The 12,467-nt window shown below is 45.5% G+C and carries 13 protein-coding genes; 1 reads left to right on the top strand and 12 read right to left on the bottom strand.

The genetic code is table 11. The features are described from left to right. Positions 1-233: 233 nt before the first annotated feature. The 8 genes from rpsO to JNG37_RS04905 form a co-directional block, all read right to left on the bottom strand. The gene (rpsO, locus tag JNG37_RS04945) at positions 234-503 is read right to left on the bottom strand and encodes a 30S ribosomal protein S15 (protein WP_002938849.1); all 270 of its coding nucleotides are present in this window, start codon (positions 501-503) and stop codon (positions 234-236) included. Between the two features lie 196 nt (positions 504-699). Then, a complete protein-coding gene (locus tag JNG37_RS04940) occupies positions 700-1,983 on the bottom strand; it encodes a uracil-xanthine permease family protein (protein ID WP_158456522.1) in 1,284 nt (427 codons plus the stop codon). 216 nt (positions 1,984-2,199) lie between these two features. Further along, complete coding sequence (locus JNG37_RS04935) at positions 2,200-2,673, bottom strand: DUF6773 family protein (protein ID WP_158456520.1); 474 nt, start codon at positions 2,671-2,673, stop codon at positions 2,200-2,202. Beyond that, complete coding sequence (locus tag JNG37_RS04930) at positions 2,654-2,872, bottom strand: helix-turn-helix transcriptional regulator (RefSeq protein WP_024418664.1); 219 nt, start codon at positions 2,870-2,872, stop codon at positions 2,654-2,656. The genes JNG37_RS04935 and JNG37_RS04930 overlap by 20 nt, the downstream gene beginning before the upstream one ends. Before the next feature lie 145 nt (positions 2,873-3,017). Further along, positions 3,018-3,527 carry a hypothetical protein gene (locus JNG37_RS04925; RefSeq protein ID WP_158456560.1) on the bottom strand — a complete coding sequence of 170 codons (510 nt, stop codon included), beginning with the start codon at positions 3,525-3,527 and terminating at the stop codon, positions 3,018-3,020. A 5-nt stretch (positions 3,528-3,532) separates the two neighbouring features. Beyond that, positions 3,533-4,261 (bottom strand): pseudouridine synthase, encoded by a 729-nt coding sequence (locus JNG37_RS04920; RefSeq protein WP_158456518.1) that lies wholly within the window; start codon positions 4,259-4,261, stop codon positions 3,533-3,535. Continuing rightward, entirely contained in the window at positions 4,252-4,878 is a 627-nt protein-coding gene (locus JNG37_RS04915; RefSeq protein ID WP_238336260.1) for a GNAT family N-acetyltransferase, read from the bottom strand. The genes JNG37_RS04920 and JNG37_RS04915 overlap by 10 nt, the downstream gene beginning before the upstream one ends. A 414-nt stretch (positions 4,879-5,292) precedes the next feature. Continuing rightward, positions 5,293-6,462 carry an MFS transporter gene (locus JNG37_RS04905; protein ID WP_158456516.1) on the bottom strand — a complete coding sequence of 390 codons (1,170 nt, stop codon included), beginning with the start codon at positions 6,460-6,462 and terminating at the stop codon, positions 5,293-5,295. Positions 6,463-6,591: 129 nt separating this feature from the next. Here JNG37_RS04905 and def point away from each other — a divergent pair, with 129 nt between their 5' ends. Then, the gene (def, locus tag JNG37_RS04900; protein WP_158456514.1) at positions 6,592-7,206 is read left to right on the top strand and encodes a peptide deformylase; all 615 of its coding nucleotides are present in this window, start codon (positions 6,592-6,594) and stop codon (positions 7,204-7,206) included. A 45-nt stretch (positions 7,207-7,251) separates the two neighbouring features. Here def and JNG37_RS04895 read toward each other — a convergent pair whose 3' ends face one another. The 4 genes from JNG37_RS04895 to JNG37_RS04880 all read right to left on the bottom strand — a co-directional run bounded on the left by JNG37_RS04895 (position 7,252) and on the right by JNG37_RS04880 (position 12,421). Continuing rightward, positions 7,252-9,594 carry a hypothetical protein gene (locus JNG37_RS04895; protein WP_158456512.1) on the bottom strand — a complete coding sequence of 781 codons (2,343 nt, stop codon included), beginning with the start codon at positions 9,592-9,594 and terminating at the stop codon, positions 7,252-7,254. Further along, the gene (locus JNG37_RS04890) at positions 9,591-10,475 is read right to left on the bottom strand and encodes an ABC transporter ATP-binding protein (protein WP_158456510.1); all 885 of its coding nucleotides are present in this window, start codon (positions 10,473-10,475) and stop codon (positions 9,591-9,593) included. Before JNG37_RS04890 ends, JNG37_RS04895 begins: the two co-directional genes overlap by 4 nt. Positions 10,476-10,895: 420 nt before the next feature. Further along, positions 10,896-11,126, bottom strand: coding sequence for a GlsB/YeaQ/YmgE family stress response membrane protein (locus JNG37_RS04885; protein WP_158456508.1), 231 nt, complete (start codon positions 11,124-11,126; stop codon positions 10,896-10,898). A 53-nt stretch (positions 11,127-11,179) separates the two neighbouring features. Then, complete coding sequence (locus JNG37_RS04880; protein WP_158456506.1) at positions 11,180-12,421, bottom strand: aminopeptidase; 1,242 nt, start codon at positions 12,419-12,421, stop codon at positions 11,180-11,182. Positions 12,422-12,467: the final 46 nt, after the last annotated feature.

Raw genomic sequence — 12,467 nt, 5'->3', positions numbered from 1 at the left:
GTCGAACACAGCCTAAAAACTCGGAAAAGAACAGGAAAACAAAAAAAGCCTGAAAACAGGCTCTTTCTGAATTGTTGACACGAACTATGTTCGCTTCATCTCCAACCTCCAACAGTCTATTCCTAGACTGTTGGAGCGAGCTAAAATCCTAGCGAAGAAGAAAAACTGCCAATGTCCGAAGACATGGCAGTTTCCTATTTTTCAGCCGTTTGTGACAGCTTTTGTATCCTATCTTAACGACGGAGTCCGAGTGAGTGAATCAATTCACGGTAACGGTTTACGTCTGTGCGGCGTAGGTATGCCAACAAGTTACGACGGCGACCGATTTTTTTCATCAAACCACGGTAAGTTGCGTGGTCTTTTTTGTGTTGTTTGATGTGGTCGTTAAGGTGGTTGATTTCCCAAGTAAGTACTGCTACTTGTACTTCAACTGAACCTGTGTCACCTTCATGACGAGCATATTGTGCCATGATTTCATTTTTTTTCTCTTTTGAGATTGCCATAATCGTTCTCCTTTATTTTTGAGCCAAATCCGAGTGACAGGTTGGCGACCTGCAACCAAGAAAAGGCTAGATTTGTCCTTTTGGACCTCATTTATTCTATCAAGGAATATCTCTTTTGTCAACTAATTTGAGAAATAGCTGAGCTGCTCTGCAATTTTCAAAAAAAGCCAGCCGGAGCTGACTTTCTGCTTGTATATCACATGTATTCAGTCTTTTCTGCTTTTGGCAAGATAAGATTGAGGATAATACCTACAATGGCTGAGAGGGCTGTACCTGAAAGGGTAATGGCACCGATGTTGAGAACTGCACCACCAAGACCCAATACCAGCATTGAGCTTGCAATAATCAGGTTGCGGACTTGACCGAAATCAACACGGCTTTCAATCAAAACTTTCAAACCGTTTGAGGCGATAACACCGTAAAGTAAGATAGACATACCACCAAGAACGGCACTTGGAATAGTTGAGATAAGAGCTGTAAATTTACCCAAGAATGAGAAAGCAATGGCAATCAGGGCTGCGTTGCGGATAACGGATACTGACGCGATGCGAGTCATACCGATAACTCCTGTATTTTCACCGTAGGTCGTATTGGCAGGTCCACCGATAAAGGCAGATACAGCAGTCGCCACACCATCACCAATCAAGGTACGGCTGAGGCCTGGATCTTTCAAGAACTGGCGGCCACAGATTTGGCTGAGAACGGTGTGGTCACCGATATGCTCAGCTACTGTTACAACAGCAATTGGTAAGATAGCAATCATTTCTGGACCGAAGTAGAAATTGTACGACTTGAAGGCACCTGTTTCAAATGGTAGGTAGAAACCTGGCAATTCAAACCAAGCCGCTTCCAAAACGGGTGTGAAGTCAACCAAACCAAGACAGAGGGCAATTACGTAACCACCGACAATGGCAATCAAGAAGGGAACAATCTTGGCGAAGCCTTTCCCTTTGGTATTGACAAAAGCCGCAATCAAGAAGGTTGCAATCGCCACGACGACGTTTTTCCAGTCGCCGTCTGCGACGAAGCCTGCTGAAGTCACGGCAGAGTTGGCAAGACCCAGACCGATGACGATAATCATTGGACCGATGACAATCGGTGGCAAGAGGCTGTCAATCCACTTAGTACCGATAACTTTGACAAGTGCAGCGATCAACACGTAAATCAAGCCGACGAAGAGAATACCAGTCTGAGCTGCCGACACATCACCACCCATTTCCTTGATAGCAAGGGCCATAGCTGAGATATAGGCAAAGGAAGAACCTAGGTAAACCGGCACCTTAAACTGTGTCGCTACTTGGTAAATCAAGGTCCCGACACCTGATGCGAAGAGGGCAACCGATACGGGCATACCGAGAATCAGCGGCACTAAAATCGTCGCACCGAACATGGCGAACACGTGCTGGAAACTCAGCAAAATCCCTTGAAGCGGTGCTGGTTTCTCATGGACATCAAACAAAAGATTGGCTTTTGTACTCATAAATCTCCCATTCTGGGTACACAAAAAGACCCAGACTTTCTAAATATACATAGTCATAGGCCCTTAATAATTTTTCCTGTTGTCTTTCTCACCTCACGGGATGAGTTTAAAAACCTACGCTTTTGGTATTGTAACATAAGCCCTTACTTTTAGCAAGGAATTTTAAAAAAATTATTTTTTAGGAAAATGGCAGAGCGGGGATAAGAACTCCATTGCTTATTCGAGTTCATCTGCCAGCTCTTTTTCCACCTGCTTCTGACGGTACTTATTCGCCCAAGATAGTATGTTCAGCAATAGCAAACAAAGACAGGTAACAGAGACGAGGAATATCAAAATCACCACCCAAAAATGCCAATCCCAGATGCCACTATAATGCTGTCCATAGGTCTGGTAGTTGGTCCAAGCCATTACAATCGTTGTCCCAGCAATCACCCCTCCTAAGTAAAGGTAAGCCTGCCAAGTAGCTCCTCTTTCCATATCAAGCCCTTTCTTCCAATAGCCATAAAAGAGATAGACTGAAACAACCAACATGGCAATCAGTTCAAAAACATAGGTATCAAACGGCCATTTTAATACCAGACTTTTGATGAGAAATGAGAGAGGCAAAAGAATATTCATTGTCCTGCCCACCCAGGCAAAGACTTGGTTTTCTTCCTGTTGAACACGTTCATCAGTCACAATTTTTTTCATCAGTTGGTTCCTCCCAAAATAATTGATCTAAACTTTTTCCTAAGCAGTGGCAAATCGATAGACAAAGACTTAGACTAGGATTGTATTTCCCTGCCTCAATCAGACCGATGGTCTGGCGGGTCACTCCAATAGCCTCTGCCAGATCCCCTTGGGTCATATCTTTTTCCACACGCGCTAACTTTAACCGAATATTTTTCATGCCATAGCCATCCTCCTGTACATTTTTATAACTTTATTATACACTATATTTTTATTTTTGCAATATATATCTTACATTTTGTTTGATTTTTTTAACAAAAAAGAAGACAAAACTGCCTCCTTAAAATATCTATGCACCTCTCCGCTTATTCCACACTCTTAATCCGTTTCTTAATCTTCTGACCAAACTCCATCATCCTGCGCTTTTCTTCTGGCCAGATTTTAGTCACGCGATCCACGGCTATGATAAAGATGACAATGACTGCATAATCTTTGGCACTATCAATCACACCTAGGTTTTCCAAAATCGTCAAGAGCAGGTAAAAGCTAAACAAGATGGTCCGTTTGGGCAGAGCCATCAGGAATTCAATGCCAGCCTTATAGCCCAGATATATCTGCCGATTAAGCCCCTTGGTACGTTCTAACTGACGATTGAGAAAGGCACGAATGCGACTATAAAACCAGTCAGAAGTAAAAAATAGAGACTGTATAGCTATGGCAATTAGGGATAAATTATTGGCATGCTTCTCCGTCATACCAGACACTCTGGCAATGATGTAGGTCCAATCCCCATTATCAATCCATATCCAAATCGAAAGATAAACAACTGCACCTGCCACCACAATCAAGGGCAGGGCACGAAAAATTTTTTCAATATTTCTCATAATTCCACACCAAAGACTTCTAATTGCTTTAACTCGGCAGCTGTTAATCTACGATATTTTCCAATCGCTAGTTCGGAATCCAACCATAAAGGCCCCATTGATAATCGTTGCAAGTCTGTCACCGTCTTTTCACAGGCCTGCACCATGCGTTTGACTTGGTGAAATTTCCCTTCTCGGATGGTGATATCAACGAGCGAGGTCTGCTTAGCTTCATCTGTAGAGAGGATGGTCAACTGGGCTGGCTGACAGGTAAAGTCTTTCAGCTCCATTCCTGCCGCAAATCGTTCGGCATCCTCTTGGGTCATAATTCCGTCAACCTGTGCACGGTAGAGTTTATCAACATGTTTTTTCGGAGAAAGCATGGCATGAGCCAGCTGACCGTTGTTGGTCAAGAGGAGCAAGCCATGGGTATCGATGTCCAAGCGCCCAACTGGAAAAACTTCCTTCTGGCGAGCTGTATCATCTAGCAGGTCCAAGACAGTCCGATGGCGGTCATCCTCGGTTGCTGAAATAACTCCTTTGGGTTTGTTCAATACATAATAAACAAAGGTTTCATGGCTTAAGACCTGACCTGCTACTGCAATTTGGTCCGTCTTTTCGTCAACCTGTTGCTTTGGGGAGGTTTCTACTTGTCCGTTGACTGTGACTTGCTTGTTTTTCAGGACTTTCTTGACTTCTGTCCGACTGCCAACACCACAATCCACTAAAAATTTATCTAATCGCATACGAGTTTCTTTTCCATTTTGATATAGTCTGCTTGCTGTTCTCTTTCTGTAAATCCAAGAGTATGAAAGAGGGTTTGAGCTGCTTGATGAAAGGTGGCAACTGTCAGTGTAATACTAGCTGGCTGAACATGTTCCACTACATAGTCTTCAATCGTCTGGTAGAAAGCTCTGCCATTTCCCTGACCTGTCAAAGACGGTTTCATGCCCAAACGAATGTCAACTGTCTCGCCATCTTGATCAATACAGAAATAGCCCATGAGGGCGGCATTGCGAATGACTGCAAAAAAGCGGTCCCCACGCGCCTCTGGTGAAATCATCTCAGCATAAGTCTCGGGGTCTGCACTAATCGTATAGGCATCCAAAGGTGGTTGATAGCGCCATTGGTTAGCAATTTCCAATGCCAGATCCTGAGGCAGGGGCATGATGTAAAAATAATCCATTCTTCGGAAATTTTTTGCCAAATTTTTAATCCGACGGTTTTGGGTGGCGTAATGATCTGTCTGATAGACATAATCCGCATAGCCCAACTGATAGGAGGGAATCATATCCTTAAAAATCAACTGAACATCCTCGGGAAAACGAAGTATTAATTCATTTAAGCGGTTGTTTTCTAACATAGGAATATTATACCAAAAGAGGCTGGGCTCAAGCCCAGCGACTACTACTCAGAGTTCGTGTCAACATCTCAGCGCAGTGGTTGATTGGCAGATTTGTTCGTGTATTACACTCCAAATCTGACCATTACGACTGTTGCGAACAAAGTTCGCTTCATCTCCAACCTCAAACTGTCTCCCAGACAGTTTTGTAGCGAACTCTGTTCGCTCTATCTCCAGCCCCCAAAGGTTCCCCGAACCTTTGGAGCTGTGCGGGGGTGGGAGTTCAAAAGGTCTGGGAGACCTTTTGAAGTGGGAGATAAAAGCTGACGATAGCCAGCTCACATAACTCACAGTCTGGGGATAGACTGTTTCAGCTCAACAACTTAAAACAAAAAATTGTTGACGAACTCTTTTTTAGACCAGTCGAGTTCTTTCTCACTCCCACTTCTTCAGTTGTTTATAAATCAAGCCAGCGCTTATCAAGGCACAGCCGATGGCGTAGATACCAAAGGCTCCTGTTGGGGTTGGGTTGAGTTTTTCCAGATAGGTCGGCAAGATGGCAGATGTGGCACCGCCGATATTGCAGCCCATAAGGACGATTGTCATGACCGCATTGAGCAAGGCCTTAGGTGCTCGGTCTGTTACCTGACTAAAGACAATGGTTAGAATGATGCTGTAGAAAAATCCTGACACCATACCACCGAGGCCCAGTACCCAGAGATTATCCGCAAAGGTAATGCCGACAACCGCGAGTCCAAAGACCACGTAGGAAACCGCTAAAAGCCAGCCCTTCAAACGACCAACCAAGCTACTAAAGAGGGTTCCCGCCACAATCCCCATGACCTGCATAAGACTGAGAATGAGACTGGCTTGCTGAGCAGTACCAATGCCCTTGGCTAAAACAATCTGAGGAATGCGAATGGTCAGAAAGGTATTGACATTGATCACAAAGAAGGCTAAGAATGCCAGATAAATTCCCATCATCCACATGGTCTTGTCCAACTTGACCTTGGGTGCGTTCTCCTCAACCTTCACCTCCATGCGAGCCAGCAATTCCTCCTTGGGAACAAAGAGAAGGAAGAGGGCCAAGATGACCAAGGCAAAAAGGTAGACCAAGAAGGCAGGTTGCCAACCAAACTGGGTCAACCAACCGACAAGGAGGGTAAGCCCTGCGCTTCCCAAAACCTCTGCTGAACCACGCAAGCCCATCATCTGCACCCGCTCCTGACCGGTGAAAAAATTACCGATGATGTTAATAGCACGCGCATTGATCAAGCCAATCCCCAAACCAAGCAAGATTCGAGCCAATAAAATCAGAGGATAAGCAGTTAGAAACACGGGCAAAGCTCCGCCGATGGCCATAAGCAAAAGCCCTGCAATGATAATGTTTCGTTCAGACAAGAAACGGACAACTAGACCATTTGCCAATAGAGTAACCATAATAGCAAAGGAGGTCACCGTAATCAAATTTTCCACCTGGGCCGCTGCAATTCCCTGCTGGGCAAAATGCTCAATCATCTGCGGAATAGCTGGCGAGACAGCAAATGTCGAAACCAGCATGGTGGATAAGGCCAGCAAACTGGCTTTCTCTAAAATTCTTTTCATTTTTCTCCCTTTCAACGTTCGTCTTTTACTAGTATAGCAGATTTGAGACAGAATAGATAGGTGACTGAGACTTTTATTCTCTCCCATTTCATGCTATACTTATCTTAACTATATCCAAAGGAGAGAATCATGTCTGTTATTGAACGATTGACAAAACCTGCCCATTTGATTGACATGGATGACATCATCCGTGAAGGGCATCCAACCCTACGCCAAGTCGCTGAAGAAGTTGTATTTCCCCTATCTGACCAGGAAATTATTTTAGGTGAAAAAATGATGCAATTCCTCAAACATTCTCAGGATCCTGTCATGGCTGAAAAAATGAAACTCCGTGGCGGAGTTGGTCTAGCAGCACCTCAGATTGACGTTTCCAAACGCATCATTGCTGTCTTAGTCCCAAATCCAGAAGATGAGGAAGGCAATCCACCTGCCCAAGCCTACTCTCTACAAGAGGTCATGTACAACCCTAAAATCGTGGCACACTCTGTCCAAGAAGCGGCTATGGAAGGGGGCGAAGGCTGCCTATCTGTTGACCGCGAAGTCCAAGGCTACGTAGTCCGCCACGCGCGCGTGACTGTTGATTACATGGATAAAAACGGAGAAAAGCACCGCATTAAACTCAAAGGATTTAATGCCATCGTGGTCCAACACGAAATCGACCACCTCAACGGTGTCATGTTCTACGACCGCATTGACCCAGAACACCCATTTGCTGTTAAAGAAGGCATGCTGGTGATTGAATAAACATAAGAAACTGACTGAATTTATTTTCAGCCAGTTTTTCTTTTTTTATGAAAATAGCAGAGCGAACTGCCTAAAAATTTCCTGCCCATCCAAAATCAGGTCTTGAAAGAGTAGGTAGTCCAGCAGAGCCAGCAAACCAGCTAGCAGGATGAAGACGACCAAGCGATTTGAAAACCGAACTTGTAAGAGATGATTGAGACTGACTAGCACAATTTCCAATACCAGCAAGCCAAGCACCGTCCACAAGAGATAAGGACCATTGGGTAGGAACCAAGCCCAGAGTTCCTGTCCCCTCAAGAGTTCAAGAAAAATCCCCCTCTCCGAATGCGAAAGCAAGACAAGGCCATCTTCCAGATAACCAATTCCTCCGATCAGGCTATTGACCAGGAAAAGACTAACTAGAAAGAGCACTGTAAATCCTAGCGCCTGGCCCAGTCCCAGCAACCACTTGGTGACTAGGACCTTGCGCAAATCCACAGGCTGGGTCTGATAGAGACGCCAGTTTTTCCCTGCAACCTCCACCGCCTTCCCCCTACTGCCAAGCCAAACCGCCAGCAAAAGCACCAACAAATAGGCCGGACCATCAAAGAGAGAGCGCAGACTGCCGATACCTGACAGATCTCTGGAGCGGTCCCAAGAAGGATCGTCTACTGGAAGCAAGGCATCATTGGTATCAAAACGATTTTCCAAGCTAGGCAAAACGACATCCTTGCCCCGCTTGGTCGCAGGTACCCCAGCCTCCATCAGCTGCTGCCAGTAATACTGACTGACCTGATTGCGAGTCTGGTAACGGCGAAGATTATCCACCGTCTGGCTGGCTCCAATATCACCATGGGCAAAAGCCTTCTCCTCTCTAGCCCATAGATAGACCTGCTCTGCCTCTAGCAAAGCAAGGTGACTGGCCGGCAGAGCCTGAGGTTTTTCCTGATATACCTGCCATTGCTTGACATAGAGGTCCTTATAGACACGATATTCTTGTAAGAGACCAAGCCTCAGCTCCAACTCCTCCTGATAGCTCGCGTCCCCTTTGACCAACTGCCTCAGACGGTTGATTTCCGACTGCAAACTCTCCACATAGGCACCATCCTGCTCATAGGACTGGGCAACCAACTCCATCGAAACCCTCTCCTCCTGGGCAACCTCTTGCTTTTCTAGTCCCGTCAGTAGGGAAAATAGCAGAGCTAGGAGCAAGTTTCCTAAGACGAGCCCTTTCCAAGAATTGAGCCGACTAAGGATGAGAATATCAAAAGACCAAACCTTGTCTAAAGGACCTGTGTCTAACTCCTTCTGATGCCCCACGGTCAGGACCAGCCTTTTCCTCTCTGTCAGCAGATAATAAGCCACAAAAAGTCCAATGGTCAGCAGGAGCAAGACATCCACCTCTACCAAGACCTGTGAAAATGCAGCTGTGTCTAAAAAACCAGGAAAGGCAAGCAAGGGCAGAATTTGACCTGACCAACCAGCTACTGCACCTGCCTGATAGGAAAGCCCCAGGGCTAACAGTAACCCAGTCACCACAAAAGTCAGCCGACTGGCTAACAAGTGGTCCAAAAACCCAAAAAGTAGGCGAACAGCTAGAAGCAAGACCAGCCAAAAACCAAGCAAGATAAGTCCGTAAAGCCAAGAACCTATCAACTGACTCTGACCCAAAATCTCAACAGGAGCTTGAAAACTAGATACAGCCAACTGACCTGTCAGCCCATCATAGACCAGGATAAAGAGTAAACCTATCCCCACAGCCAGCAAAAGCGAAAGCAAGGAAGCAACCAAACGCCTGACCCCCTGCAAACTCAGACTATCCCATTGCCGCAACTGCCAAACTTGATGAGCAAGTGTCTTTTCCGACAGCTGATTGGCAAGCAGAAAACCAAGCACCAAAAATACAGGAAGAAAACCAAACAAACTTTCTAAGTAGGCTTGAACAATACGGCCTGTTGACCAGGCTTGATTTTCAGGACCATCTACTAATTGATGTTCAAGCAACCAGTCATTCCATCTGGCCAAACGCTCGACTTCCGTTTGTGTTAAGGAATTCCGAGTTTGAAAAAGCTGCCGATTGCGACTGATAAAATAGTCCAAATCCTGATACATGAGTTTGCGGTAGTTGGGGATAGCTTCAAACTTCCCCTCATCTAAGGCCTGACCGACACTTTCTATATCGGATTTCAAGCCCACCATCCGCGGTGCTTCTTCTGACCCCTCCTCAATTTTTATATCTGCCAAGACACTAGCCAATTCGCTCAGTTCTTCTTTATAGGTTTCCACATAGACCGCTTGGCGGGCTTGCCTTTGTGAAATGGGAAGGTAGGCCAGACCTATAAAACCTAGTAAGAGCAGGCAATAGAGAGGCGACCTGAGAATTTTCTTGATTTCAAAGTTCAGCCTCATGTCCCCTCACCACCTTCCTCTACATAGAGATCTCGATAGAGGGATTCCATATAGTCGCTAGCTTTTGTAAGGCCAGCCACCTGCTGGATTGGAATACAATCCAAACAGTCTAGTAAATCTCGCTCGGGCAAGAAGATTTCCACCAGACCCTGCTCTGCCTTTTTCCACAAGAGTTGCGGATAATCCCGTAAAAATTCCTGAACCTGCTTGGAGTTTTCCACAGCAAGATGGTAATCATAATCCGCCGTCAACTCCACTTCTGTGGCAATCAACTTGCTGGCCTTGAGGAAATAAACCTGATTGGTCAGCTTCTCAATCTCCGACAAATGGTGGGAAGACAGCAAAATGGCAACACCTTCTGCCTGTAAATTCAGAAGAAATTCCCGTTGCTGGATGATATTGGTCGGGTCCAAGCCGATATGGGGTTCATCCAGCAACAAGAGCTTGGGCTTGGGAAGGACAGCCATGGCAAAGAGCAGCTTCTGCTTCATACCCATGGAATAACCAGCCACTCGCTTTTTGACATAGTAGCCCATCCCCAATTCTTCCACCAACGCATCCACTTCCTTTTTCCCCAACTTGTGGGTGGCAGCCACATAGGTCAGATGGTCATAACCCGTCAACTGTGGATAAAGAGCTTGAGCATCCAACATGACAGACATATCCTGAAAAATCGCTCGGTCACTATTGGGCCGACCATTGATGGTTACCGACCCACGGTCAGCGGTATCTGTATTGCTGATGATATTCAACAGAGTGGATTTCCCCACACCATTGGGACCTACTAGGGCCACCAAGTCCCCCGCTTGCAACTCAAAGGACACATAGGACAAGACCTGGTGGGCACCGTATCGCTTACAGACATCGACTACTTTTAGCATAGAAACTCCTTTCTTTGGGCAAATAGCAGAGCAGAGAAGATTATATCAACTAAGTATATTATGGCATTTTTTAATATGTATATCAAGAACTTATACAAAAAGAAAATAGCAAAAAACGATCCTTTGGATCGTTTCCACATCATTCTTTTTAAAAGCCAAGCACAAATGCACAGCAAGCTAGCTACTACGAAAGAATGTATAGACAAAAAATGCCAAACTAAGGCCCCAAAGACAGTAACTTAGCCATTTAAAAGCCCCTCTTTTCTCCAAGCTATACCGCCACATACAAAGCCATCCCAAGAAAAAGCTCCCCAAACTAACAATTGCCATATCCTGCTCCGTATTTCTGTATATTGTTATATTGATTATACCATATTTTCCCCTAGAGAAAAGAAAAACTTGTCCACATGGGGACAAGTTTTAGGAATTTCTTCGACCAAAGAGAGCCACCAACAATACCGCTCCAAAGACTGACGGTACCAGGGCCATACCAGCAAATTGTGGACCCCAATCACCAAAGAGTAACTGTCCAATCCACGAACCAGCAAGCCCAAGGATAATATTCCCCAGACAACCACGACGGTCATCTGACGAAGTAAGAGCACCTGCAATCAAGCCAATAATGGCTCCTGCGATAATACTTGATAACATAGTTTTTCCTTTCTATTGACAAAAAGACTGGTTGCCCAGTCTTATGCATATCATTAGATAGCCCACTCACCGTCGCGGAAGATTGGTACACGGGTTCCATCTTCACGGATACCGTCAATATTCATCTTATTAGAGCCAATCATGAAGTCCACATGGACATCTGAACGGTTAAGACCAGCTTCTTTCAGCTCTTCCTGGCTCATTTCTGTACCACCTTCGATAGAGAAGGCATAGGCTTGACCAATCGCCAAGTGGTTTGAGGCATTTTCATCAAAGAGAGTGTTGAAGAAAGTCACACCTGATTGAGAAATCGGGCTCTTGTCTGGCACAAGGGCAACTTCACCGAGACCGCGTGCACCGGCATTGTCAAAGACCAATTTCTTCATGACTTCATCGCCTTTTTCAGCCGTTACATCCACGATTTCACCATCTTTGAAGGTTACTTTAATGCCTTCGATGATGTTACCATTGTAGCTGAGTGGTTTTGTAGACGTTACATAGCCGTCTGCTACACGGTAGTCAGGTGCTGTGAAGACCTCTTCTGTTGGCATGTTGGCAATAAAGTGCTCACCTTGGGCATTGACCGAACCAGCCGCTTCCCACAAGTGATTCTTCGGCATACCAAGAACGAGGTCAGTTCCTGGTGCTGTGTAGTGCAATTTGACAAACTGCTCGTCGTTAAGGACCTTAGCCTTAGCCACCAAGCGTGCTTCGTGCTCTTCCCAAGCCTTGATTGGATCTTCTTCGTAGATACGGCAAGTCTTGAAGATTTGATCCCAAAGGAGGTCCACTGCCTCTTCGTCAGACGCTGCATTTGGAAAGACTTTTTTAGCCCATTCCAAACCAGAGGCCGCACCAAGTGTCCAACTAACCTTGTTAGCTTGTGTTGCTTGACGCATTGGCTGCAAAGCTTGACTGAGTGCACGAGCGTTGCGAGACAATTTCTCTGGATCAACACCGTCGTAAGCTCCTGGATCTTCAGACAAGACAACCAAACGGCTTGCCTTGCGCTCTAGGAGGTAGTTCATTTCAGTAACACGTTGTGGATGAACTTGTTCCAAGAGCTCCACATCTACATTGACCAAACGTTCACGCGCAATCACATCGTCCAACCAGTTGACCAAGACTTCAGCCGCACCGTGCGCATAAGCTTCCTTCACAATCAAACGAGCCAATTCAGCCTGTTCCACACCGATAGTCAATTGAACCGTGTGACCCGGCTGCACATTGATACCTGTTGAAACCAAAAGTTTAGCATATTTAGCGAGATTTTCTTTAAAATTTGGTAATACCATTTTTTTCTCCTTTGTACTTTGAAATACCCTATTATTGTATCATATT

Origin of the sequence: Streptococcus suis (genome assembly GCF_016775005.1) — a bacterium.
In the GTDB taxonomy this organism is placed as follows: domain Bacteria; phylum Bacillota; class Bacilli; order Lactobacillales; family Streptococcaceae; genus Streptococcus; species Streptococcus suivaginalis.
Note: the sequence above shows the minus strand (reverse complement) of the source record. Positions and strands in the feature narration are given on the sequence as shown.